This is a genomic window from Croceivirga sp. ABH4_376, from assembly GCF_056160685.1.
On record NZ_JBSWXQ010000008.1, the window covers coordinates 1 to 24737 of the forward strand.

Genomic DNA, 24737 nt, shown 5'->3' on the forward strand with positions numbered 1-24737 from the left:
CCGTATCCTCACCACTTGGCGGAACGTAGCCATCCGTTGGTTGCCCCTCTATATTGTCAGGAATACCATCGTCGTCACTGTCGATGTCCAGATAATTTGGATTAGTATCATCATCTGAATTAACTGGATTAATTCCCGTACTGTTTATATTTTCAAAATGATCATCTAAACCATTGTTATTATTATCTATGCCACATAAATATATTAATTCATCGTGCGACTGGGCTTCAATTAAATCAAGAATACCATCATTATCCGAGTCAATATCTCTATAATTAGTGACACCATCATTATCGGTATCGACTGGAATTAACCCTTCTTGTGGACAATTCTCATAACTATTATCTAATCCATCATTATCCTGATCTAACCCCGAAGGTGCAATGTAATTAGTATATAATTGAGCTTCCACATTATCCAATATCCCATCATTATCTGAATCAATATCTAGATAATCTGGAACACCATCCATATCAGTATCTGTAGGGTTAGTTCTAAAATCACAATCCCCATCTTCATTCAAATCTTCCACTACATTGAGAATACCATCACCATCGATATCCTTATCCTTGTTGTCAGGTATTCCATCGTTATCCGCGTCCATGTTATAAAACGATGATATAATAGATGAATCAATGTCCATCATTTTAAATGCATGTGATGAAAGTGGCAGTAAACTTAAAATTGGAACAACCAATTTTAGTAAATTATAGGTAAAAATTCTATTTCTAGACATACTACAATGATAATATTAAATCAATATCACCATAGTCTTGTAGGAATTATTTGACAAGCAAGAAGTTGGGACTAATCTTGTGCATATGTATTATTATTCCAATTATTTTCCCATTTTTATCGATTAAGTATTAGTAATTACGATGATTTAACACCTACACATAAAACGGAGTGGGGGAAAGGTATTTTTATAGTTAATGTTAAAGCGAATTTATAACTTCTTTTTACTTTCTAACAATCAAATTATAAATTTTATCTTAAAGAGATATTAACAATTGATCCATTGAACTCCTTAAAAGACAGTCAGATTTTTAAACTATTTTTGCTCAAATTTTTAGAATGAATTTTGAAAAAGAAATCAGTCGAAGGAGGACCTTCGGAATTATATCCCACCCAGATGCAGGTAAAACGACACTAACGGAAAAGTTGCTCCTTTTCGGTGGGGCCATACAAGAAGCCGGAGCGGTAAAAAGCAATAAAATTAAAAAATCCGCAACGAGTGATTTTATGGAAATTGAGAGACAGAGAGGAATTTCCGTAGCCACTTCCGTTCTGGCCTTCATATACAAGGATAAAAAAATAAATATTCTAGATACCCCGGGACACAAGGATTTTGCAGAAGATACATTTAGGACTTTAACAGCCGTAGATAGCGTTATAGTAGTTATCGATGTTGCTAAGGGTGTTGAGGAACAAACCGAAAAACTAGTAGAAGTTTGTCGTATGCGCAATATTCCAATGATCGTGTTTATAAACAAATTAGATCGTGAGGGTAAAGATGCATTTGATTTATTGGATGAAGTAGAACAAAAACTAGGACTCCATGTTACTCCTCTAAGTTTTCCCATTGGAATGGGTTATGATTTTAAAGGCATTTACAACATTTATGAGAAGAACATTAACTTGTTCAGTGGAAATAGCAAACAAAACATTGAAGAAACTATTGCCTTTGATAACATAGATAGCCCAGAACTTGAAGAAATCATAGGTGAAAAAGCTGCAGTTTCTTTACGTGAAAATCTTGAATTAGTTGACGGGGTTTATCCACCTTTTGAAAAAGAGACTTATTTAAATGGTAAATTACAACCCGTATTTTTTGGTTCTGCCTTAAATAATTTTGGAGTTAGAGAATTACTGGATTGCTTTATAGATATAGCACCAGCACCAAGACCTAAAATGGCAGAAGAGCGATTGGTTAAAGCAAATGAAAAAGATTTCTCTGGTTTCGTTTTTAAAATACACGCCAATATGGATCCTAAGCACAGAGATCGTTTGGCCTTCATAAAAATTGTTTCTGGTACTTTTGAAAGAAACACACCCTACTTGCACGTAAGAAATGGTAAAAAACTAAAATTTTCTAGTCCGAACGCATTTTTTGCCGAGAAGAAAGAAATTGTAGATATTTCCTTTCCTGGTGACATAGTGGGATTGCATGATACCGGAAACTTTAAAATAGGTGACTCCCTAACTAGCGGAGAAGAATTACACTACAAGGGTATTCCTAGTTTTTCACCAGAACATTTTAGATACATTAACAACGCGGATCCCTTAAAAGCAAAACAACTGAACAAGGGAATTGACCAATTAATGGACGAAGGTGTTGCCCAATTATTCACTCTAGAAATGAATAATAGAAAAGTAATTGGAACGGTAGGAGCATTACAGTATGAAGTAATACAATACCGACTAGAACACGAGTATGGGGCAAAATGCACCTATGAAAACTTACCCGTACATAAGGCTTGTTGGGTAGAAGGTAATGAAAAAGATGAGGAGTTCAAAGAGTTTAAAAGAGTAAAACAAAAATTCTTAGCAAGAGATAAACACAATAAATTAGTTTTCTTGGCAGATTCACAATTCTCATTGCAGATGACCCAACAAAAATATCCTAACGTAAAACTACATTTTACGTCAGAATATGAATAAAGACAGGAAAATTGCTAAAAAAATAAAGCCCGCAGTTATTAACTGCGGGCTTTTTTATTAGGCTTCTCCTGTTGGTCCAAAATTTAATGGAATAGGAGGTTGCTCATAATCTTTAATAGCTCCGTGAGCGTTTTCAAATCGCTGAACATTATCGCTTAATGCTTTCAAGAACTTTTTGGCATGTTGTGGAGTTAAAATAATCCTACTCTTAACCTTACCTTTTGGCGCTCCGGGCATTAGGCTTATAAAATCAACAACGAATTCAGATACAGAATGATTAATAATAGCAAGGTTTGAATAAGTGCCCTCGGCTACCTTTTCATCTAATTCTATATTAATTTGTTGTTGTTTTTTGTCCTGTTCAGCCATAATTAAAATTTAAACTCCTCTTTACGAGCCATTATTTCATCGTATTCTTCTTTAGAACCAACGATTATGCTGTCATAGTCCCTCATACCAGTACCAGCTGGTATTCTATGACCTACAATAACATTCTCCTTAAGTCCTTCAAGACCGTCAACTTTACCACTAACTGCTGCCTCGTTCAATACTTTTGTAGTTTCTTGGAAAGAAGCTGCAGAAATGAACGATTTAGTTTGTAGTGACGCTCTGGTAATACCCTGTAGAATTGGTGTTGCCGTTGCTGCTACTGCATCACGAGCGGTTACAAGGTTTTTATCTGAACGTTTCAATAATGAATTTTCATCCCTTAACTGTCTTACCGAAACAATTTGACCTGGCTTTAAGTTATCAGAATCTCCTGCGTCTTCTACCACTTTCTTTCCAAATATTTCATCGTTTTCTTTGATGAAATCTCCTTTATGAACCAATTGGTTCTCTAAGAAAATAGTGTCTCCCGCATCTTGGATTCTTACTTTACGCATCATTTGTCTTACCACAACCTCAAAGTGCTTATCATTGATTTTCACACCTTGTAAACGGTAAACTTCCTGAACTTCATTTACCAAGTATTGCTGTACGGCAGATGGCCCTTTAATTTTAAGAATATCTTCTGGTGTAATTGAACCATCAGACAATGGCATACCAGCTCTTACATAATCGTTTTCTTGTACAAGAATCTGATTAGATAATTTCACTAGATATTTCTTAATTTCTCCTAATTTAGATTCAATGATAATCTCACGATTACCACGCTTAATCTTACCAAAAGAAACTACACCATCAATTTCTGATACCACTGCTGGGTTAGATGGGTTACGTGCTTCAAACAACTCGGTTACCCTTGGTAAACCACCAGTAATATCACCTGCTTTTGCAGATTTACGTGGAATCTTAACTAAGGTTTTACCCTCTTTAATTTTCTCACCATCGTCTACCATTATGTGAGACCCTACAGGTAAGTTGTATGATCTTAAAGTTTCACCTTTTCCGTCTTTAATTAAAAGAGTTGGGATTAATTTTTTATTTCTTGATTCAGAAATTACTTTTTCTTGGAAACCAGTTTGCTCATCTATCTCTACTTGGTAGGTAACACCTTGTTCAATATTCTCATAAGCAATCTCACCCGTGAATTCAGAAACAATTACACCGTTATATGGATCCCAAGTACAAATAGTATCTCCTTTAGAAACTTTTGCACCATTCTTAATTTGCAGGATAGAACCATAAGGTATATTGTTAGTACTTAACGTAATACCGGTCTTTTCATCTACAATTTTAATTTCTGAGGTTCTGGAGATTACAATATCAACCTTTTCACCTTCTCCGTTCTCTCCTTGAACTAAACGCAAATCTTCAATCTCTGCTTTACCGGTAAATTTAGCCTCAAGTTTATTTTCTTCTGAAATGTTACCTGCAATACCACCCACGTGGAACGTACGTAGCGTAAGCTGTGTACCTGGTTCCCCAATAGATTGTGCCGCAACAACACCTACGGCTTCACCTCTTTGAACCATTTTGTTGGTTGCTAGGTTTCTACCATAACATTTAGCACAGATACCTTTTTCTGCTTCACAAGTCAATGGTGAACGTACTTCAATTTTTTCAATTGGAGAAGCCTCTATTTTCTTCACGATTTCCTCTGAAATCTCTTGACCCGCAGCTACAAGTAACTCTTCATTTAACGGATTGTACACATCGTGTAGAGAAACCCTACCAATAATACGCTCTCCTAAAGATTCAACAATCTCTTCGTTCTTACGTAATGGCTCTACCTCAATACCTCTTAAGGTACCACAATCTGTAGAATTAATAATCACATCTTGAGATACATCTACAAGCCTTCTTGTAAGGTAACCTGCATCTGCCGTTTTTAATGCGGTATCTGCAAGACCTTTACGTGCACCGTGGGTTGAAATAAAGTATTCCAAAATTGAAAGCCCTTCTTTAAAGTTAGAAAGAATTGGGTTTTCAATAATTTCTCCACCTCCGGCTGTAGACTTTTTAGGCTTAGCCATCAATCCACGCATACCGGTAAGCTGTCTAATCTGTTCTTTAGAACCCCTTGCACCAGAATCCAACATCATAAACACGGAGTTAAATCCTTGCTGATCTTCACGAATACGCTTCATAGCTAATTCGGTAAGCATTGCATTTGTAGAAGTCCACACATCAATCACCTGATTGTAACGTTCGTTATTGGTGATTAGACCCATGTTATAATTCATCATAATGCCATCTACCTGTTCATTGGCTTCGGCAATCATATCATGCTTCTCTGCAGGGATAATAATATCTCCTAAACTAAAAGATAGGCCACCTTTAAAGGCGAAAGTATATCCCATAGTCTTGATTTTATCCAAGAAAGCGGCTGTTCTAGGAACATCTGTAACAGCTAAAATATCACCAATGATATTTCTTAATGCTTTCTTAGTTAAAACCTGATTTATAAACCCAGCTTCTTCTGGAACCATTTGGTTGAACAATACCCTACCTACGGTAGTGTCTACGATTTGGGTAACCAACTCGCCTTCCTCGTTAAAGTCTTTTGTTCTAACTTTAATACCAGCATTTAACTCTACACGTTTCTCATTAAAAGCAATTTCTACTTCTTCAGGAGAATAAAAAGTTAAGCCTTCACCTTTAACCGTATACGTATCATCGGTTACACGTTTTTTGGTCATATAATAAAGACCCAAAACCATATCCTGAGAAGGTACAGCAATGGGAGAACCATTTGCAGGGTTAAGTATGTTTTGCGAAGCCAACATTAATAGTTGCGCTTCCAGTATAGCTTCTGGCCCTAATGGTAAGTGAACCGCCATTTGATCCCCATCAAAATCCGCATTAAATGCGGTACATGCCAATGGGTGCAGACGAATTGCTTTACCTTCTATTAATTTAGGCTGGAACGCTTGGATACCCAAACGGTGTAATGTGGGGGCACGGTTCAATAGAACTGGGTGGCCTTTCAATACATTTTCTAGAATGTCCCAAACTACAGGCTCTTTTTTGTCAATAATCTTTTTAGCAGATTTTACTGTTTTTACAATACCTCGCTCAATCAACTTTCGGATGATAAAGGGTTTGTATAACTCTGCTGCCATATCTTTTGGTAAACCGCACTCGTATAGGTTCATTTCCGGACCTACAACAATAACAGAACGTGCCGAATAATCTACACGCTTACCTAATAAGTTTTGACGGAAACGACCTTGTTTACCTTTTAAGGAATCAGACAGGGATTTCAATGGCCTGTTAGACTCTGTTTTAACAGCAGATGCTTTTCTAGTGTTATCAAACAATGAGTCAACCGCTTCTTGAAGCATCCTTTTCTCATTTCTAAGGATTACCTCTGGCGCTTTAATTTCCATCAATCGCTTTAAACGATTGTTTCTGATTATTACCCTTCTATAAAGGTCATTTAAATCTGAAGTAGCAAAACGACCTCCGTCTAACGGTACTAATGGACGTAATTCTGGTGGAATAACCGGAATTACTTTCATAATCATCCATTCTGGTCTATTTTCACGATTCTCTTGAGATTCACGCAACGCCTCTACAACTTGAAGTCTTTTAAGCGCTTCTGTTTTACGTTGCTTTGAAGTCTCCGTGTTGGCCTTATGACGTAACTCGTAAGACAACTGCTCCAAATCGATACGACCTAATAAATCAATAAGACATTCCGCCCCCATTTTAGCGATGAACTTATTAGGGTCCGTATCTTCTAAATATTGATTTTCTACAGGAATAGATTCTAAGATGTTTAAGTATTCTTCCTCTGTTAAGAAGTCCATCTTATTCAACTCTTCCCCTTCAGGTCCTTTTGCGATACCAGGTTGAATTACTACATATCTTTCATAGTAGATAATCATATCCAATTTCTTGGATGGTAACCCTAATAGGTATCCAATTTTGTTTGGTAAAGAACGGAAATACCAAATATGAGCTACAGGTACAACCAAATTAATATGGCCAACTCTGTCTCTACGTACCTTTTTCTCCGTAACCTCTACCCCACAACGATCGCAAACAATACCGCGGTAACGAATACGCTTGTACTTACCACAAGCACACTCATAATCCTTTACAGGACCAAAGATACGCTCACAGAAAAGCCCGTCTCGCTCAGGTTTGTGCGTTCTATAGTTTATAGTTTCAGGCTTTAAGACCTCTCCTCTAGATTCTGCCAAAATAGATTCTGGAGAAGCCAGACCTATGGAAATCTTATTAAACCTTTTTTGTGTATTATTATCTTTTGCTCTAGCCATGATGCTATAAAGATGAAATGTTTAACTATGTTCTCTTATAAATAGTTGTACAACTATCAAATTATTCTTCCAATCTAATATCTAAGCCCAAACCTTTAAGTTCGTGCATTAATACGTTGAAAGATTCTGGCAACCCAGGTTCTGGCATGGTCTCTCCCTTAACGATAGACTCATAAGTTTTAGCCCTTCCGATTACATCATCAGACTTCACTGTAAGTATCTCACGTAAGGTTGCAGAAGCACCATAAGCTTCAAGTGCCCAAACTTCCATCTCTCCAAAACGCTGACCACCAAATTGTGCTTTACCACCAAGTGGTTGCTGTGTAATAAGTGAGTATGGACCTATAGAACGTGCGTGCATTTTATCATCTACCATGTGTCCTAATTTCAACATATAGATTACACCCACGGTCGCTGGTTGATCAAAACGTTCTCCCGTACCACCGTCATACAAATACGTATGACCAAATGGAGGAATACCCGCCTCATCCGTAAGGCTATTGATTTCATCTAACGATGCACCATCAAAAATTGGCGTTGCAAATTTCTTATCCAATTTAAGACCTGCCCAACCTAAAACAGTTTCATAAATCTGACCAATGTTCATACGAGAAGGTACACCAAGTGGGTTTAATACAATATCCACAGGAGTTCCATCTTCTAAGAACGGCATATCTTCTTGACGAACAATTCTTGCAACGATACCTTTGTTACCGTGACGACCAGCCATTTTATCTCCTACTTTAAGCTTACGCTTTTTAGCAATGTATACTTTGGCCAATTTCATTATACCCGCAGGAAGTTCATCACCAACTGAAATAGTGAATTTATCCCTCCTTAGGTTACCTTGAAGGTCGTTTAATTTAATTTTATAATTGTGAAGCAAATCTGCAACCATTGTATTGGTTGTATCATCAGTAGTCCAAGTACCACTAACCAAGTGCGCAAAATCATCTACTGAATTCAACATCTTAATGGTATACTTTTTACCTTTTGGAAGTACTTCTTCTCCCAAATCGTTCTGAACACCCTGAGATGTTTTACCATTGATCAATGTGAATAATTTTTCAATCAACACATCTTTTAGTTGTTGGAATTTCACTTCATATTCCAACTCTAATTTTGCTATTGCTTCCTTATCCTCTGAGCGCTTACGCTTATCCTTTATAGATCTAGAGAATAATTTTTTATCTATTACCACACCTCTAAGTGAAGGAGAAGCTTTCAAGGAAGCATCCTTAACATCTCCTGCCTTATCTCCAAAGATGGCACGTAATAATTTTTCTTCTGGCGTTGGATCAGATTCCCCTTTAGGAGTAATTTTACCAATTAGGATATCTCCAGGTTTTACTTCTGCACCAATACGAATCATACCATATTCATCCAAATCTTTGGTTGCTTCTTCCGAAACGTTTGGAATATCATTGGTTAATTCTTCTGCTCCTAACTTTGTATCCCTAACCTCTAAAGAATACTCATCTATATGGATTGAAGTAAAGATATCTTCTTTTACTACCTTCTCAGATATTACGATTGCATCCTCAAAGTTATAACCTTTCCAAGGCATGAAGGCAACCTTCATATTTCTACCTAAGGCGAGTTCTCCTTTCTGTGTTGCGTAACCTTCACAAAGAACTTGTCCTTTCTGTACCTTATCACCTTTTCTTACAATAGGCTTAAGGTTGATAGATGTTCCTTGGTTTGTTTTACGGAACTTAATTAGGTCATATGTTTTGTAATCCTCATCAAAGCTGATTAAACGCTCTTCTTCTGAACGGGTGTATTTCAACACAATTTTCTGTGCATCAACATAATCTACAACACCGTCTTCTTCAGCATTAATCAATACTCTAGAATCTTTAGCAACTTGTCCTTCTAGTCCTGTTCCTACAATTGGGGACTCAGGTCTTAATAATGGTACTGCCTGGCGCATCATGTTAGATCCCATCAAGGCACGGTTTGCATCATCATGCTCCAAGAAAGGAATAAGTGATGCAGAAATTGAAGCAATCTGGTTAGGCGCAACATCTGTGTACTGTATATCTGTTGGCTCAACTACAGGGAAATCACCTTCTTCTCTTGCAATAACTTTATCCGTATCTATGGAACCATCTTCTTTTAAAGGAATGTTAGCTTGTGCGATCTTCATTCCTTCTTCTTCCTCTGCACTTAAGTAAATGTGGTTTTTAACATCTACTTTTCCATCCTCTACCTTACGATAGGGAGTTTCCAAGAAGCCCATTTGATTTACCTTGGCAAATACCCCCAAAGAAGAAATCAAACCAATGTTTGGTCCTTCAGGTGTTTCAATAGGACAAAGTCTACCATAGTGTGTATAGTGAACGTCTCGCACCTCAAAACCAGCTCTTTCTCTTGAAAGACCACCCGGTCCTAATGCCGATAAGCGTCTTTTATGCGTTATCTCTGCCAATGGATTAGTTTGATCCATAAACTGAGACAATTGGTTAGTACCAAAGAACGAATTGATCACCGAAGACAAGGTCTTTGCATTAATCAAATCAATAGGTGTAAACACCTCGTTATCACGAACGTTCATACGTTCACGAATGGTACGTGCCATACGAGCTAGACCAACACCAAATTGAGATGATAATTGCTCACCAACTGTTCTAACACGACGGTTAGACAAGTGGTCGATATCATCTATCTCCGCTTTAGAGTTAATCAACTCAATTAAATATTTTATAATGGTTATAATATCATCTTTGGTCAAAACCTGTTTGTCCATTCCAATATCCAAACCTAATTTCTTATTCATCCTATAACGACCAACTTCTCCTAAGTTGTAACGTTGATCTGAGAAGAACAATTTATCTATAATACCACGTGCAGTCTCCTCATCTGGCGGTTCTGCATTACGTAATTGTCTATAGATATGCTCTACCGCTTCCTTTTCAGAGTTGGTAGGATCCTTTTGTAACGTATTGTGAATAATAGCGTAATCTGACTGACTATTATTTTCCTTGTGTAAAAGAATAGTCTTAACATCAGCGTCCAAGATTTCATCAATATGTTCTTTTTCAAGAACAGTATCTCGATCTAATACAATTTCGTTTCTTTCTATAGAAACAACTTCACCTGTATCCTCATCTACAAAATCCTCGTGCCAGGTGTTCAATACCCTAGCAGCAAGCTTACGTCCTAATACTTTTTTAAGTCCGGCTTTAGAAACCTTTACTTCTTCTGATAAATCAAAGATTTCTAAAATATCCTTATCTCTTTCAAAGCCAATTGCCCTGAACAAGGTAGTAACCGGTAATTTTTTCTTCCTATCAATATAAGCGTACATAACGCTATTGATATCTGTTGCAAATTCTATCCAAGAACCTTTAAATGGAATAACTCTTGCAGAATACAACTTTGTGCCATTTGCATGGAAAGATTGACCAAAGAATACACCTGGCGATCTATGCAACTGAGATACAACCACACGCTCTGCCCCGTTTACAACAAAAGTTCCACTAGGCGTCATGTATGGGATAGTACCTAAATATACATCCTGTACAATTGTTTCGAAATCCTCATGCTCGGGATCGGTACAGTATAATTTTAATCTTGCCTTAAGCGGCACACTATAAGTAAGACCTCTTTCTATACATTCCTGTATGGAATATCTTGGAGGATCTATAAAGTAATCCAAGAACTCTAAAACAAATTGATTTCTTGTATCAGTTATTGGAAAATTTTCCATGAAGGTATTGTACAAACCTTCGTTGCCTCTTTCGTCAGATTTAGTCTCAAGTTGAAAAAAGTCTTGAAAAGATTTAATCTGAATGTCCAAGAAATCCGGGTATTCCGGTATGTTCTTAGCCGATGCAAAGTTTACTCTTTCAGTCTGATTATTGAACATCTATGGACGAGTTTTTATAGTGAAATCTCTAAATGGGACACGTGCACCATTACACGTTGCTTTATAAAACGGGCTAAGGTCTTAACCGATAATCGGTAAGACCTTAACCCTTAAATTATAGTTACTGCTATTATTTAAGCTCAACTTCTGCTCCTGCTTCTTCCAAAGAATTTTTGATTCCTTCAGCTTCGTCTTTAGAAACACCTTCTTTAATTGCTTTAGGTGCACTGTCAACGATTTCTTTAGCGTCTTTTAATCCTAGACCAGTAAGTTCTTTAACTAACTTAACTACAGCTAATTTAGAACCACCAGCAGCTTTAAGGATTACATCAAACTCAGTTTTCTCTTCTGCAGCTTCACCACCACCAGCAGCACCGCCACCAGCAGCAACAGCTACTGCAGCAGCAGCAGGTTCTATACCATACTCTTCTTTAAGGATGTCAGCTAATTCATTTACCTCTTTTACGGTAAGGTTAACCAACTGTTCTGCAAAATCTTTTAAATCTGCCATTTTTCTATCGTTTAATAAAATTTTAAAATATAAAGGTTATTGTGCGTACAAATTATTTCTCGGATAAAGTCTTAAGAATACCAGCCAATTTACCACCACCAGACTTAAGTCCAGAGATAACGTTTTTAGCAGGAGATTGCAATAATCCAATGATATCCCCAATAACTTCCTCCTTAGATTTGATATTAACTAGCGCATCTAGGTTTTCATCACCTACATACACAGCTTCTTCAACGAAAGCGCCTTTCAAAATTGGTCTTTCTGCTTTCTTTCTAAAGTTTTTGATAAGTTTAGCTGGAGCATTTCCAGTTTCTGACAACATTAAAGATGTATTACCTTTAAGTACGCCAGGAAGCTCACCAAACTCTTTCTCCGAAGCTTCCATTGCTTTTGCAAGCAATGTATTCTTTACAACTGCTAATTTTATATTAGCCTTAAAACAAGCTCTTCTTAAATCTGAAGTTTGCGTTGCATCAAGACCAGAAATATCTGCCAAATAAATGGTAGAACTATCCGCTAACTGAGCAGTCAAATCTTCAATTACGGTTGCTTTTTCTTCTCTTGTCATTGTTTTGAATTTGAGCTACTCGCTATTAAACTGCTTTTGGATCAAGTTGAACACTAGGACTCATGGTACTACTTAGGTAAATACTTTTCATGTAAACACCTTTAGCAGCAGCTGGCTTAAGTTTAACAAGCGTATCTATAAGCTCTTTTGCATTACCTGCAATTTTATCTGCAGAAAACGAAACCTTACCTATAGCAGCATGTACTATACCAGTTTTATCTACTTTGAAGTCAATTTTACCACCCTTTACATCTGCAACAGCCTTTCCTATATCCATAGTTACTGTTCCAGTTTTTGGATTAGGCATTAGACCTCTGGGTCCTAAGATTCTACCCAATGGACCTAACTTACCCATTACACTAGGCATGGTAACGATTACATCAACATCTGTCCATCCACCTTTGATTTTATCAAGGTATTCATCCAAACCAACAAAATCAGCGCCAGCCTCTTTGGCCTCAGCTTCTTTATCTGGTGTCACCAATGCTAAAACTTTAACATCTTTACCTGTACCATGTGGTAATGTAACCACACCACGTACCATTTGGTTTGCTTTTCTAGGATCTACACCCAAACGAACCGCTAGGTCTACAGACGCATCAAAATTTACGTTGGTAATTTCTTTTACTAAAGCAGAAGCCTCTTCTAAGGAATACATTTTATTCCTATCAATTTTCAATTGAGCTTCTTTTTGCTTTTTAGTCAATTTTGCCATTCTAAATTGCTTTTAGATTAAAAAGGTTTGGTTCCAGATACTTTAAGACCCATGGAACGTGCTGTACCAGCTACCATCATCATTGCAGATTCTACAGTAAACGCATTTAAGTCTACCATCTTTTCCTCAGCAATTGTTCTTACTTGGTCCCAACTTACAGACCCTGATTTAACTCGATTAGGTTCGCCAGATCCTTTTTTAATCTTAGCTGCTTCCATCAATTGAACGGCCGCAGGTGGTGTTTTTACAACAAACTCGAAAGATTTGTCTTTGTAAACGGTGATAACAACAGGTAATACCTTACCTTGTTTATCCTGTGTTCTAGCGTTAAATTGCTTACAGAACTCCATGATGTTAACACCAGCAGCACCTAAGGCGGGTCCAACCGGTGGCGACGGATTCGCAGCACCTCCCCTAACTTGTAGTTTTACAACCTTATCTACTTCTTTTGCCATTTTGTTTAATTAAAATTTGAATTGTGTATTTGGAAGCACACAATTTATATTTGTAACAGCTCTTGCTCTAAATTTTTTCTACCTGCATATAACTCAACTCCAATGGTGTTTTTCTTCCGAAAATTTTTACCATTACCTCAAGCTTACGCTTTTCCTCATTAATCTTTTCAACAGTTCCATTGAATCCATTGAAAGGACCATCTATAACTTTTACCGTCTCTCCAAGAACGTAAGGTATAGCCACATTATCCGTATTAACCGCCAACTCATCTACCTTACCTAACATTCTATTCACCTCGGATTTTCTTAACGGAACAGGATCACCCCCTTTTGTCTCACCAAGAAATCCAATAACATTTGTTATAGATTTTATTAAGTGTACCATCTCACCACCTAGATTAGCTTTAACCATTATATACCCAGGGAAGTAAGTACGCTCTTTATTTATTTTTTTACCGTTTCGTATTTGAACCACCTTTTCTGTAGGAACCAACACCTCTTCCAGATAATCACCATACCCAGCACGTTCAATTTCGTTCTCGATATAACCCTTTATCTTATTTTCTTGCCCGCTTACTGCACGAACTACATACCATTTTTTCTCTAGAATTTCCGACATTGACTTTATTTTTTCTTACCAAAGAATGAGTTAACCCCAACAGCAATAGCAAACAACAAGAATGCGTACCATACTATTCTAAGTACACCAAAAAAGCCAGTGCTCCAGAAGTTTTGATACGTTTCCACATCAAATAACTTTCCGGTAATCAAATCAGAAAAGAACATATCTACACCCCAAGTTGCAAGTGCAAACAATATAGAAAAAACTGCAACAACAACCATTAAATTGGAAGCCTGTTCGCGGTTTAACCACGTAACATTATTCTTTAGTTCTTCCCAAGATTCTCTAACGTAAGTCAACATAAGAAATAACTTTAAGCACGGGAGGAGAGACTCGAACTCCCGACACCTGGTTTTGGAGACCAGTGCTCTACCAACTGAGCTACACCCGTATTTACACTGAAAGGTATTCGTCTTAGACGAACACCCTCAGTATAAACTTTTATTTATATAAAATAATTAATCTAAAATTTCAGTAACCTGTCCGGCACCTACAGTTCTACCACCTTCACGGATAGCGAAACGTAGACCTACGCTCAATGCGATTGGCTGAATTAAATCAACTGTAATAGTCAAGTTATCACCTGGCATTACCATTTCTACTCCATCAGGAAGGTTGATATTACCAGTTACGTCAGTTGTTCTTACATAGAACTGAGGACGGTAATTGTTATGGAAAGGAGTGTGACGACCACCTTCTTCTTTCTTCAAGATATAAACCTCTGCCTTGAATTTAGCATGCGGCTTAACAGAACCTGGCTTACAAATAACCATTCCTCTTTTGATATCAGATTTTTCAATACCTCTTAACAAAAGACCTACGTTATCACCAGCTTCACCTCTATCCAAAATTTTACGGAACATCTCAACACCAGTAATAGTAGAAGACAACTTCTCTGCACCCATACCAATGATATCTACAGGATCACCTGTATTAGCAACACCAGTTTCGATACGTCCTGTTGCAACAGTACCACGACCTGTAATTGTAAATACATCTTCGATTGGCATCAAGAAATCCTTATCTACATCTCTAGCAGGAAGCTCAATCCACTCATCCACAGCTTCCATTAAGCTCATTACAGTGTCAACCCATTTTTGCTCACCATTAAGAGCACCTAAAGCTGAACCAGCAATAACAGGACCATTATCTCCATCATACTCATAGAAAGAAAGTAATTCTCTAACTTCCATTTCAACCAACTCCAACAACTCCTCATCGTCAACCATGTCAACTTTGTTCAAGAAAACAACGATTCTAGGAATACCTACCTGACGACCTAATAAAATGTGCTCACGAGTTTGAGGCATAGGACCATCAGTTGCAGCAACAACCAAAATAGCACCATCCATCTGAGCAGCACCAGTAACCATGTTCTTTACGTAATCCGCGTGACCAGGACAGTCAACATGAGCGTAGTGACGGTTAGCTGTTTGATACTCTACGTGAGACGTATTAATAGTAATACCTCTTTCTTTCTCCTCAGGAGCGTTATCAATAGAATCAAAGCTTCTAAGCTCAGAAAGACCTGCGTTAGCCAATACAGTTGTAATAGCAGCAGTTAAAGTTGTTTTACCGTGGTCTACGTGTCCAATAGTACCTATATTAAGGTGTGGTTTGGAACGATCAAAAGTTTCCTTAGCCATTTTAAATGATTTTTAATCTTAGTTTATATTAGTGTCAAAATCGTTTGAGCCAATGACGGGAATTGAACCCGTGACCTCTTCCTTACCAAGGAAACGCTCTACCCCTGAGCTACACCGGCGTAAAGTGTTGAAACAACTACTTTTTAAATAGCCTCCCATAACGGAAGAGTAACCCGAATTTCGGGTTTGACTTAGAGCGGGAGACCGGGTTCGAACCGGCGACATTCAGCTTGGAAGGCTGACGCTCTACCAACTGAGCTACTCCCGCAATTTTTATTTCAAAATTTCAATATTACCTTTTGGAAATTATACAAAAACAACTTCACAAAAGGCTTTAGTGGGGAGAGCAGGATTCGAACCTGCGAAGACATAGTCAGCAGATTTACAGTCTGCCCTCGTTGGCCGCTTGAGTATCTCCCCGCCTTGTGTTTTTTTTCAGTATTTCAGAGCCGATAGAGGGACTCGAACCCACGACCTGCTGATTACAAATCAGCTGCTCTAGCCAGCTGAGCTATATCGGCCTTTTAACCGCCTTTTTTCTCACAAAAAAAGCCCGCTATTTCTAACGGACTGCAAATGTAGACATATTTTTATTTATTCAAAACTTTTTGCAAAAAATTTTATCTAAGCGTGTGCTCGTAATTTTTCCTTCTTTTTTACCAACAATCTTTCCAATGAACTACATGCACTATCTACTGCTTCCTCAAAAGATTTACATTGCTTTTTTACAATCAATTGATCTCTTGGAATTTGCACTTTAATTTCCACAATCTTGTTCTCTTTTGAACTGGTATTTTGAACCTTCAAATAAACATCTGAACTGATCACTTTATCGTAAAACAATTCTAATTTATCCATTCTGCCTTGTACAAAATTTAACAATTTTTGATCTGCATCGAAATTAACGGATTGTGAGTTCACCTTCATAAATTAAAGATTTAGGTCTGCTTGGAAACAGACGGTTAAACAATCAAGAATTTTTTTTCTTGTTTCTTGGGTGGGCAAGTTTGTGCGCTTTTTTAAGCTCCGCAATACTATTGTGCGTATAAACTTGTGTTGCAGCCAAACTTGAATGCCCTAATAACTCTTTCACAGCATTAAGGTCTGCCCCTTGGTTCAAAAGATGCGTAGCAAATGTATGTCTTAACATATGCGGACTCTTTTTTACCTTAGGCGATACCTTACTAAGGTACTTATTAATAACCCGATAAACAAGATTTTCGTATAATTTAACCCCTCGTTTTGTTAGGAAAAAGTAGTCACCATCCTTAATAGTTTCCAATTTATTCCTCTGTTCCACATAAAGTTTAGCCTGATTAGCCAAACCCGACAACATAGGGATTAGGCGTTCCTTTTTTCTTTTTCCAAGAACCTTAATATTTTGCCCAACAAAATCTACGTTGCTAATTTTTAGATTAATTAGTTCGGACCGCCTTATTCCTGTTGTATATAGCAGATAAACTATCAATCGATCCCTGACACCTTCAAAATCTTCTGGATAACCAATTAAATCCAAGACATTCTCCATCTCTGTTGCAGAAAAGGGTATATGTATTTTCTTTTCTTCCTTTATGGCTTTGTGCTTTGAAAAGGGATTTATTTCTATTGCACCAGTTCTTAACAAAAAAGCGTAATATGCCTTTAAGGAAGCTAACTTTCTATTTACCGTCCTAGCTTGGTTCCCCTCTTCCATTAGAAAAACAATCCATGCCCGTATTTCGTTATAAGAAACTTGTTCTAAACCTTCTTCAACCAAGAACTGTTGAAAAGAAGAAATATCCGCTTCATATGCAAGAACAGTATTTTTTGCATATTTCTTCTCTAAAAGTAAATAGTCTAAAAAAAGACTTACAGACATATTATTTAATTGGATACCACTGAAAATAAAAAAATCCCGCCAATTGGCGGGATTTAATTCCTTGTTTTTTAACTACTACAATTCCTCTTTATCTCTAAGACCTTGTATGTACTGAGCTTTTTGGATTTCTGCTCTACGCCTTACAGAAGGCTTTGTATATTGTTGACGGCTTCTTAGCTGTCTCATAGCACCGGTTCTATCAAACTTACGCTTGAAACGCTTTAAAGCTCTATCGATGTTTTCTCCTTCTTTTACTGGTATAATTAACATTGGCTACAACCTCCTTTCTTTTAGTATTTTGGGATGGCAAAAGTACAATTATTTTTTAATGTGAAAAGAAATAATATAATTTTTAGTAAAAATTACTTTACCGGTTTTTTATATTCCTTTTTATCAATTATAATCTTTGCCAGAATTTCCTTTAAAATTTCGGATGTACCACCTCCAATTGGCCCCAACCTACTATCTCTGCTTAATCTGGCTAAAGGATAATCTTCTATGTAACCATACCCCCCTAAAAATTGCAGGCAATTATACATTACCTCATCTGCCATTTTAGTAGATTTCAACTTAGATATTGTAGCCTCTTTTACCACATATTCTCCTTGTTGCATTTTAGCGATGGTACTATAATTAAACTGTTTACAAAGCACCATATCTGCGTATAAGTCCACTATTCTATGCCTTAGTGCTTGAAACTGGTTAATGGATTTACCAAACGCTTCCCTTTCTGACATATACTGTTGGGTATACTCCAATGCATATTCCGCCCGAGCGTGTGCGTTTACCCCCATTACTAAACGCTCCAAGGCAAAAGCCTCCATTATATATACAAATCCACTCCCTTCATCACCAAGAAGGTTCTCTGCAGGTACCTCAACATTATCAAATGCAAGCTCTGCCGTATCCGATGCTCGCCAACCTAATTTATTTAGTTTATTTGCCGTTACTCCTTCTGCGTTCCTATCCACTATAAACATACTGATACCTTTATGGCCGGCATTAGCATCCGTTTTTGCTGCTAGAACAATGTAATCTCCATAAACGCCATTAGTAATAAACGTTTTTGAACCGTTAACAACATAAACATCTCCTTTTTTTACAGCCGTAGTTCGCATAGCTGCCACATCACTTCCTCCAAAAGGTTCCGAAACGCCCAAGCAACCAATTTTATCACCTAATACGCTAGGCTCCAAGTAAGCTTTCTTTTGTTGGGGGTTGGCCAGCTTATTTAAATAAGTCATTGCCAAATATTCATGGGCCCACATAGCCGCGGCAAAACCGCCAGAATTAATGCATTGTAATTCTTCTAAAAAGATAACCGTATAGAATAAATCTAAATCTAACCCAGAATACTCTTCTGGGGTCATTAATCCAAAATATCCCATTTCACCAAACTTCTCCCATATAAAACGGTCTATTTGGCCAGTTCCCTCCCATTTTTCAACGTGGGGCACAACTTCTTTTTGTAGAAAATCTTTTAGGCTCTGCCTAAATAACCTATGTTCTTCAGTGAAGTACATATTGTTCATAGCAACTTTTTTATAAAGACAAATATAAGGCTATTCTGTGTAGTTTTTCTTTAGGAAACCCAGCTACTTTTTCTAAATCCTGTATTGAGGTAAAGGCTCCGTTTAATTCCCTGTATGCTACAATCGAATTTGCTAAATTCCAATTGATATAAACCAAACTTTTAAGTTCTTCTGCAGTAGCTTGGTTAATATTGATTCTTTTAATACTTGGTTGATTTTTCACCACAAAGACCTTCATGGCTTTTTTAGCTATTTGTTCGTCTAAACCGTAAACGTCCACTAATTGTTCCTCTGTAAGAAACCCACCTAATCTATCCCTGAATTTTACAATTCTTGCCGACAACTTTTCTCCAATACCGTAAATCATTTGAAAATCCGCTACCGTTGCACTATTAATGTCTATTGGTAGTGGATTTTTTTCTTTATGCTCCTTTTTAAGTTGCACCTCCTTTGATTTTGACTTCTTGCCATTTGCAACCCAATCCGGAAACTTAAAATAAGGCTTCATTAATTGTAATAATGAATCTGATACACCGGTAACTTTCTGAAACTCCTTAGCGGTATTAACATATTTGCCAGCAGACCTATACATTAACAGAGCATCTATTTGAGGTGTAGACATGCCCAATTGATAGCCTTTATAGTCTGAAATAAAATTGGGATTAAAGGGTTTAAACTGATAGCTCCTTTCAACAGAGCTAACCTGAATTAAGCTATCCACATAGGATTGTGTTTCTCTATCTAATTGAACCTCAGAAACAGTACGTTTATCCATATAACTCAAGCTAAATTTAGCCGTGAAATATATAGCTAGTAAAACGAACACAACAAAAATCCCGCTTTGTTCTTGTTTATTAAGTCCAAAGCGGGATTTATTAGTTTTCATTTAGGAATGAATTATTTAGCCAAACGTTGTTTTTTAAACAATTGGTTGGACTTTAATTTTTTCCAATATTCATTTAAGTCTGCCTTCACTTCACCAGACATAATATATAATCCTATAATATTAGGGAAAGACATCGCTAGAATCATCATATCAGAGAAATCCAATACTGCACCTAAGCTAACAGAGGCCCCAATAACTACAAATACCAAGAACAAGATTTTGTAAATCATTTCGGACTTCTTGCTTTTGCCGAATAAATATGTCCAGGCACGCATACCATAGTAAGACCATGAAATCATAGTTGAAAAAGCAAATAAGAAAACTGCCAATGCCAACACATAAGGGAACCATGAGATTTGGCTACCAAAAGCATCTGAAGTTAATTGCGCCCCAGCAAGACCTTCTACCTCATGCATTCCGGTAAAAATAAGCACCAAAGCTGTTAAGGTACAAACCACAACTGTATCTATAAAAGGCTCTAACAACGCAACAAAACCTTCAGAAGGTGGGTGCTTCGTTTTTGCCGTACTGTGTGCAATAGCTGCAGAACCCACGCCGGCTTCATTAGAGAATGCCGCCCGTTGGAAACCTACCACTAAAACACCTACAATACCACCTTTTAATGCGGAAGGGCTAAAAGCACCCTCTACTATTGCAGAAAAAGCAGGACCAATATTTTGAATGTTCATTAAGATAACAGCCAATGCAGCAACAATATAAACCGAGGCCATAACAGGCACAACACGACCCGTTACCTTTGCAATACTATTTATACCACCAATAATAACAACACCTACCAGTACAGCGGTAACAACACCAAACCAGAAACCGTTACCAGCTAAAGCCGGAAACTGCCCTGCCAATTGCTCAAAAGATTGGTTGGCTTGGAACATATTTCCACCACCAAAAGAGGCACCAATTGCTAAGACCGCAAAAACACCTGCCAATACTTTACCAAAACCTTTAAGGTTTCTTTTTTCTAGACCATATCTTAAATAGTTCATGGGTCCACCAAAAACCCGACCATCCGGTAAAATATCTCTATATTTTACTCCTAGTGTACATTCTACAAATTTAGAAGACATACCAAGCAAACCACAGACAATCATCCAGAAAGTAGCACCGGCACCTCCTAAAGAAACCGCAACAGCCACACCTGCAATGTTTCCAAGACCAACGGTACCAGAAACGGCAGTTGCCAATGCTTGAAAATGCGTTACCTGCCCTGGAGCATCTGGGTCATCATATTTACCTTTGGCTAAATCAATTGAATGCCTAAAGCCTCTTATGTTAATAAAGCCCATTCTTATTGTAAAGAACAACGCGCCCAATACCAACCAAATAACAATAAACGGAATTCCTTTTGTTAAAGGATCACCATTTGGATGGGTCATTACAATAGGATCGTCGTAAACTATTTCAGCTAAGAAGTGAGCTCCTTGTTCTATTACATGCTCAGCGTTTTCTGAGTTATAGATTACATTTCCTTCCTTTACTAAGTAATTAAGCGTTCCGGTTGCTGATGCAATTACCGTTTGCTCACCATTCTTTTGGCTTGAAATTATGGCAATTTGATCTCCTTTAGCTACCGTTTGCCCCTCTTTCTTTAGCCATTCCTTTAGCACAAATTTATCTTCCACATCTGCAGACCATCCTGGAGTACTTACCAATTTTTTATCTGCATAGGCAACGGGGTCATAAATACCTATTGCAGCAAAAGGATCCCAAAACAAAACAGAACCAAGCGCCTGTACCGCAGGTGTCATGGTTCCATTAAAAACTTCGGCAATTGTACTTGTTTCTACTTTATATACTTTAGTGACCGAATTACCTTTGGCATCCGATACTACAACAGTGTAAGGTATTCCTTCTACCAAACCAGTAGCTCTTTTTGAAGATAGCGGTGTACTTTGGTTGCTCCATTTGTAACTGTATGGAGGCGTTCCGCCCAAAACTTGCAAATCTATAACCCCATCATTAATCTGTTTAGACGGATTATAAATTCCCGGCTTTACCGTAAGGTCTTGGGAACTTGCCATTATACCCAGCAGCATGAAACATGCACTAATTATTCTCTTCATATTTTGATTATTGGTTTTTTGGTATCTGTAAGATTAAAAAATCGTTAAGGTGCCAATATCTTAAAAAAATACAAGTCAATCAAATTTTGTTGAGGATTACTCTCCTATTTGGAACATTTGATTTAGTTTTTGTATTTGCTCGGGCCTACCCAAAACAATTACCTTTCCTTTAGGTTCTAACTGTTGATCTGCTTCTGGGTTAATAATATAATTACCAAGTGGATCTATGTAACCAATTATGGTGCATCCTGTTTTGCGCCTTAAATCTAAATCCCTAATGGATTGGCAATCAATTTGGTCTGTAAAATCCGTAATTTCTACTTCCTCCAAATTAGTAGTATTTTCACCTTCAATAGAAAGCTTATCCATAAAGGTGATTAAATCTGGCATTACAACCAATGAGGCCATGTGGTCGCCTCCAATTTTATCTGGCATTATTACTTTATCTGCACCAGCAAATTGTAATTTTTTTACGGAACTAACCAACGAAGCCCTGCTGATTATAAATAAGTTTTTGTTTAATTGTCTTGCGGATAATACTACAAACAAATTTAAAGCATCATCTGGTAAGGCGGCTACTAAATACTGTGCTTTTTGTATGCCCGCTGCCAATAAAATCTCATCATCATTTACATCTCCTTCAACAAAAAGCACCTCATCTTCGTTAGCCTCTATAATGCTTTTTTCTTTTTCAATAACTACAAATGGTTTCTTATATGCTTGTAACCGTTCTGCTGCTTGCTGTCCATTACGGCCGTAACCGCAAACGATTACGTGGTTTTCCAAGCTATCAATTTTATTTTTCACGCGCTTTTTCTTTAGTAGTTGAAGGGAATTTCTACTTAAAATATATTCAGAAACTACGGATATGGCAAAACCAAAAATAAATACACTGGTAACGATTAAAAAAACGGTAAATACTTTAGCGTTGGCGTCTAGCGGTCTAACTTCAGAAAAGCCAACGGTGGTAACCGTTATGATAGTCATATAAACAGCCTCTATCCAAGAATAATTGGCCAACATACGGTACCCAAAAACCCCAATTACAAAAATGGAAAACATAAGCGAAAGTGCTATTGCCAAACGGGATTTAAATATCCTTTCCATTCTTATAAATCAAATACAGAGGTTCTTTTTGTATACACTAAATCCTTTATTTTTAACCAAAAAGCTATAAAAAGGTATAATGCAAAGCCAAAACCTAAGGTTACAAAGGTTAAATAAATAAAAGTAGTACGCACTACTCTTGCCCGTATACCAATACGTTCTGCGATTCGTTCGCAAACTTCAAAGCCACGCTTTTGAAAGTAATATAAAAGGTTATAGAACCAATCCATACCCAAAATTACTTAATTCTATTCAATAGCTTACCACCTATAGTACATTGTAGGCATTGATTTTTGTCGCAGTAATTTTTCTTTAGTTCTAAAACACCTTGGCTTTGCATGGCGTTTTTTACCTGTTTACCTATTGCCTTAAATCCTTTTGTTATAGTATTCTTCTCTTCTGGAAGTTCCATAACCCATTGCAATAGCTTTTCTACATCTAGGTTACCCTTACTTTTTTGGTATGAAAATTTAAGCGGAATTAGGGAATTGATTACTAAAAGGGCTATGAACGAATTGGAAACAGTTTTTTTCTTGTAAGCACTTTCTTTACCAAAACTATAATGATTATCCCAGTATGCACCTGTGTTTACTTTAAATAATGGGTATAACTCTTCAATGGTACTTAACCCCATTAAAACTGAAAATAAATTCTGATGTGTGCAATACAAAGCAGTTATTTGTGCTAGTCTTATAGTAGGGAAATTCATGGGCCGTAAACCAAAGAAATCTACTTTTTGCCCTGTTTCAATCTCTAGGTTAAACTTTTGTTTTAGAAATTTATATTCCTGTAATAAACTTCTCTGGTAATCGTCTTTTGAATCACCAGCCAACAAACCCAATCCTCCAAACAATAAGGCTTCTAATTGTAATGGGTGATTAGATACCTTTCTAACTACGGAAAACGGTACTCCTTTTGCAAACTGATAAAACTTAGGTCCGTTTATGTTGAGACCAAAATTTTTCATAAGCATTATGAATAACACTTTTTCCCAATTGTTTTGATTGGCTTTTAATAAGTTAGCTATTTCTAGGTGTTTTTTTTCAAGGCGACTTATATACAAACGCTCTAACCAATTTTCCCATAGAAAATCATCTATTTGCGAGATATCATTTTCACAATTGATAAACTTTCCAATTGATGTATAAACCAAATCATTATAATACTTCTGTAAAGATAACGGTACCAAATCTGCGACTTCCAAAACAGGAATTATACTACCATCCTTTCTATAGACTTCTACATTATGTTCCCAAACCACGTGAAGTATAACATTATCATAGTTAACATCATTTTCGTGACTATGTAAATACCAATCTGAAGATTTTATGTGTATTTCTACATTACCGGCCCAAAGCTGGCCACCTATTCTTAGTTTAACATTAAAAAAATCAGGGCCAGCTAATTTGTTATGTGTACCCAAATGAAGTACTTCAATTAGCTCGCCCTGGTGTGTACTTAAGGTTTTACCCTTTAACTTATAATTTTTCCAAACGTAATGGAGAAAATCCTCTCGCATGGAACTAATTTAGAAAATATTCTAAAAAAGCAACA

General features: G+C 37.0%; 20 protein-coding genes, 5 tRNA genes and 1 pseudogene. 1 reads left to right on the forward strand and 25 read right to left on the reverse strand.

What is annotated here, in order from left to right:
- A pseudogene (locus ACXAGS_RS14000) lies at positions 1 to 736 on the reverse strand (hypothetical protein); the annotation flags it as partial.
- Positions 737 to 1074: 338 nt separating this feature from the next.
- On the opposite strand from ACXAGS_RS14000, the gene ACXAGS_RS14005 reads away from it, so the two are divergent.
- Positions 1075 to 2661 carry a peptide chain release factor 3 gene (locus ACXAGS_RS14005; RefSeq protein ID WP_474907634.1) on the forward strand — a complete coding sequence of 529 codons (1587 nt, stop codon included), beginning with the start codon at positions 1075 to 1077 and terminating at the stop codon, positions 2659 to 2661.
- 57 nt (positions 2662 to 2718) lie between these two features.
- Here the strand turns inward: ACXAGS_RS14005 and ACXAGS_RS14010 are convergent, their stop codons facing one another.
- The 24 genes from ACXAGS_RS14010 to ACXAGS_RS14125 form a co-directional block, all read right to left on the reverse strand.
- The gene (locus tag ACXAGS_RS14010; RefSeq protein WP_474907636.1) at positions 2719 to 3030 is read right to left on the reverse strand and encodes a DUF3467 domain-containing protein; all 312 of its coding nucleotides are present in this window, start codon (positions 3028 to 3030) and stop codon (positions 2719 to 2721) included.
- Positions 3031 to 3032: 2 nt separating this feature from the next.
- Positions 3033 to 7331, reverse strand: a complete 4299-nt coding sequence (rpoC, locus tag ACXAGS_RS14015; RefSeq protein WP_474907638.1) for a DNA-directed RNA polymerase subunit beta' — start codon at positions 7329 to 7331, stop codon at positions 3033 to 3035.
- Between the two features lie 61 nt (positions 7332 to 7392).
- Complete coding sequence (rpoB, locus tag ACXAGS_RS14020; protein WP_474907639.1) at positions 7393 to 11202, reverse strand: DNA-directed RNA polymerase subunit beta; 3810 nt, start codon at positions 11200 to 11202, stop codon at positions 7393 to 7395.
- Positions 11203 to 11332: 130 nt separating this feature from the next.
- Entirely contained in the window at positions 11333 to 11713 is a 381-nt protein-coding gene (gene rplL / locus ACXAGS_RS14025; protein ID WP_474907640.1) for a 50S ribosomal protein L7/L12, read from the reverse strand.
- 52 nt (positions 11714 to 11765) lie between these two features.
- A complete protein-coding gene (rplJ, locus tag ACXAGS_RS14030; protein ID WP_474907641.1) occupies positions 11766 to 12281 on the reverse strand; it encodes a 50S ribosomal protein L10 in 516 nt (171 codons plus the stop codon).
- Between the two features lie 25 nt (positions 12282 to 12306).
- Complete coding sequence (gene rplA / locus ACXAGS_RS14035) at positions 12307 to 12996, reverse strand: 50S ribosomal protein L1 (protein WP_010519811.1); 690 nt, start codon at positions 12994 to 12996, stop codon at positions 12307 to 12309.
- A 17-nt stretch (positions 12997 to 13013) separates the two neighbouring features.
- Positions 13014 to 13451 carry a 50S ribosomal protein L11 gene (rplK, locus tag ACXAGS_RS14040; protein WP_010519812.1) on the reverse strand — a complete coding sequence of 146 codons (438 nt, stop codon included), beginning with the start codon at positions 13449 to 13451 and terminating at the stop codon, positions 13014 to 13016.
- Between the two features lie 67 nt (positions 13452 to 13518).
- A complete protein-coding gene (nusG, locus tag ACXAGS_RS14045; RefSeq protein WP_010519813.1) occupies positions 13519 to 14070 on the reverse strand; it encodes a transcription termination/antitermination protein NusG in 552 nt (183 codons plus the stop codon).
- Between the two features lie 5 nt (positions 14071 to 14075).
- Positions 14076 to 14375, reverse strand: coding sequence for a preprotein translocase subunit SecE (gene secE / locus ACXAGS_RS14050; protein ID WP_474907643.1), 300 nt, complete (start codon positions 14373 to 14375; stop codon positions 14076 to 14078).
- 16 nt (positions 14376 to 14391) lie between these two features.
- Positions 14392 to 14464 (reverse strand) — tRNA-Trp (locus ACXAGS_RS14055).
- A 67-nt stretch (positions 14465 to 14531) separates the two neighbouring features.
- On the reverse strand, positions 14532 to 15719 hold the full coding sequence (gene tuf / locus ACXAGS_RS14060; protein ID WP_010519815.1) for an elongation factor Tu: 1188 nt from the start codon (positions 15717 to 15719) through the stop codon (positions 14532 to 14534).
- Positions 15720 to 15766: 47 nt separating this feature from the next.
- Positions 15767 to 15838, reverse strand: a tRNA-Thr gene (locus tag ACXAGS_RS14065).
- A gap of 76 nt (positions 15839 to 15914) precedes the next feature.
- Positions 15915 to 15987: transfer RNA gene (locus ACXAGS_RS14070), tRNA-Gly, on the reverse strand.
- A gap of 70 nt (positions 15988 to 16057) precedes the next feature.
- Positions 16058 to 16139 (reverse strand) — tRNA-Tyr (locus tag ACXAGS_RS14075).
- A 27-nt stretch (positions 16140 to 16166) separates the two neighbouring features.
- Positions 16167 to 16240 (reverse strand) — tRNA-Thr (locus tag ACXAGS_RS14080).
- A gap of 103 nt (positions 16241 to 16343) precedes the next feature.
- Positions 16344 to 16646 carry a ribosome hibernation-promoting factor, HPF/YfiA family gene (gene hpf / locus ACXAGS_RS14085; protein WP_010519816.1) on the reverse strand — a complete coding sequence of 101 codons (303 nt, stop codon included), beginning with the start codon at positions 16644 to 16646 and terminating at the stop codon, positions 16344 to 16346.
- A gap of 43 nt (positions 16647 to 16689) precedes the next feature.
- A complete protein-coding gene (locus ACXAGS_RS14090; RefSeq protein WP_474907645.1) occupies positions 16690 to 17577 on the reverse strand; it encodes a tyrosine-type recombinase/integrase in 888 nt (295 codons plus the stop codon).
- 75 nt (positions 17578 to 17652) lie between these two features.
- Positions 17653 to 17847 (reverse strand): 30S ribosomal protein S21, encoded by a 195-nt coding sequence (rpsU, locus tag ACXAGS_RS14095; protein ID WP_010519818.1) that lies wholly within the window; start codon positions 17845 to 17847, stop codon positions 17653 to 17655.
- Between the two features lie 92 nt (positions 17848 to 17939).
- The gene (locus ACXAGS_RS14100; protein WP_474907647.1) at positions 17940 to 19109 is read right to left on the reverse strand and encodes an acyl-CoA dehydrogenase family protein; all 1170 of its coding nucleotides are present in this window, start codon (positions 19107 to 19109) and stop codon (positions 17940 to 17942) included.
- 10 nt (positions 19110 to 19119) lie between these two features.
- Positions 19120 to 19884: a ComEA family DNA-binding protein gene (locus ACXAGS_RS14105; protein WP_474907648.1), complete on the reverse strand. Its 765-nt coding sequence runs from the start codon at positions 19882 to 19884 to the stop codon at positions 19120 to 19122.
- Positions 19885 to 20006: 122 nt separating this feature from the next.
- Positions 20007 to 22076 carry an amino acid carrier protein gene (locus ACXAGS_RS14110; RefSeq protein ID WP_474907649.1) on the reverse strand — a complete coding sequence of 690 codons (2070 nt, stop codon included), beginning with the start codon at positions 22074 to 22076 and terminating at the stop codon, positions 20007 to 20009.
- A 96-nt stretch (positions 22077 to 22172) separates the two neighbouring features.
- A complete protein-coding gene (locus ACXAGS_RS14115; RefSeq protein WP_474907651.1) occupies positions 22173 to 23183 on the reverse strand; it encodes a potassium channel family protein in 1011 nt (336 codons plus the stop codon).
- 2 nt (positions 23184 to 23185) lie between these two features.
- A complete protein-coding gene (locus tag ACXAGS_RS14120; protein ID WP_010519823.1) occupies positions 23186 to 23413 on the reverse strand; it encodes a PspC domain-containing protein in 228 nt (75 codons plus the stop codon).
- 8 nt (positions 23414 to 23421) lie between these two features.
- Positions 23422 to 24702 (reverse strand): DUF2851 family protein, encoded by a 1281-nt coding sequence (locus tag ACXAGS_RS14125; protein ID WP_474907652.1) that lies wholly within the window; start codon positions 24700 to 24702, stop codon positions 23422 to 23424.
- Positions 24703 to 24737 lie beyond the last annotated feature (35 nt).

Excerpts from the sequence above, each read along its gene's own strand:
- ACXAGS_RS14115 (WP_474907651.1), bottom strand. The coding sequence starts at position 23,183 with ATGGAAAGGATATTTAAATCCCGTTTGGCAATAGCACTTTCGCTTATG.
- rpoC (WP_474907638.1), bottom strand. The coding sequence starts at position 7,331 with ATGGCTAGAGCAAAAGATAATAATACACAAAAAAGGTTTAATAAGATT.
- nusG (WP_010519813.1), bottom strand. The coding sequence starts at position 14,070 with ATGTCGGAAATTCTAGAGAAAAAATGGTATGTAGTTCGTGCAGTAAGC.
- rplK (WP_010519812.1), bottom strand. The coding sequence starts at position 13,451 with ATGGCAAAAGAAGTAGATAAGGTTGTAAAACTACAAGTTAGGGGAGGT.
- ACXAGS_RS14125 (WP_474907652.1), bottom strand. The coding sequence starts at position 24,702 with ATGCGAGAGGATTTTCTCCATTACGTTTGGAAAAATTATAAGTTAAAG.
- rplA (WP_010519811.1), bottom strand. The coding sequence starts at position 12,996 with ATGGCAAAATTGACTAAAAAGCAAAAAGAAGCTCAATTGAAAATTGAT.
- ACXAGS_RS14090 (WP_474907645.1), bottom strand. The coding sequence starts at position 17,577 with ATGTCTGTAAGTCTTTTTTTAGACTATTTACTTTTAGAGAAGAAATAT.
- rplL (WP_474907640.1), bottom strand. The coding sequence starts at position 11,713 with ATGGCAGATTTAAAAGATTTTGCAGAACAGTTGGTTAACCTTACCGTA.
- ACXAGS_RS14010 (WP_474907636.1), bottom strand. The coding sequence starts at position 3,030 with ATGGCTGAACAGGACAAAAAACAACAACAAATTAATATAGAATTAGAT.
- rpsU (WP_010519818.1), bottom strand. The coding sequence starts at position 17,847 with ATGTTAATTATACCAGTAAAAGAAGGAGAAAACATCGATAGAGCTTTA.
- ACXAGS_RS14110 (WP_474907649.1), bottom strand. The coding sequence starts at position 22,076 with ATGAAGAGAATAATTAGTGCATGTTTCATGCTGCTGGGTATAATGGCA.
- rplJ (WP_474907641.1), bottom strand. The coding sequence starts at position 12,281 with ATGACAAGAGAAGAAAAAGCAACCGTAATTGAAGATTTGACTGCTCAG.
- rpoB (WP_474907639.1), bottom strand. The coding sequence starts at position 11,202 with ATGTTCAATAATCAGACTGAAAGAGTAAACTTTGCATCGGCTAAGAAC.
- ACXAGS_RS14105 (WP_474907648.1), bottom strand. The coding sequence starts at position 19,884 with ATGGATAAACGTACTGTTTCTGAGGTTCAATTAGATAGAGAAACACAA.
- hpf (WP_010519816.1), bottom strand. The coding sequence starts at position 16,646 with ATGAAGGTGAACTCACAATCCGTTAATTTCGATGCAGATCAAAAATTG.
- tuf (WP_010519815.1), bottom strand. The coding sequence starts at position 15,719 with ATGGCTAAGGAAACTTTTGATCGTTCCAAACCACACCTTAATATAGGT.
- ACXAGS_RS14005 (WP_474907634.1), top strand. The coding sequence starts at position 1,075 with ATGAATTTTGAAAAAGAAATCAGTCGAAGGAGGACCTTCGGAATTATA.
- ACXAGS_RS14100 (WP_474907647.1), bottom strand. The coding sequence starts at position 19,109 with ATGAACAATATGTACTTCACTGAAGAACATAGGTTATTTAGGCAGAGC.
- ACXAGS_RS14120 (WP_010519823.1), bottom strand. The coding sequence starts at position 23,413 with ATGGATTGGTTCTATAACCTTTTATATTACTTTCAAAAGCGTGGCTTT.
- secE (WP_474907643.1), bottom strand. The coding sequence starts at position 14,375 with ATGTTGACTTACGTTAGAGAATCTTGGGAAGAACTAAAGAATAATGTT.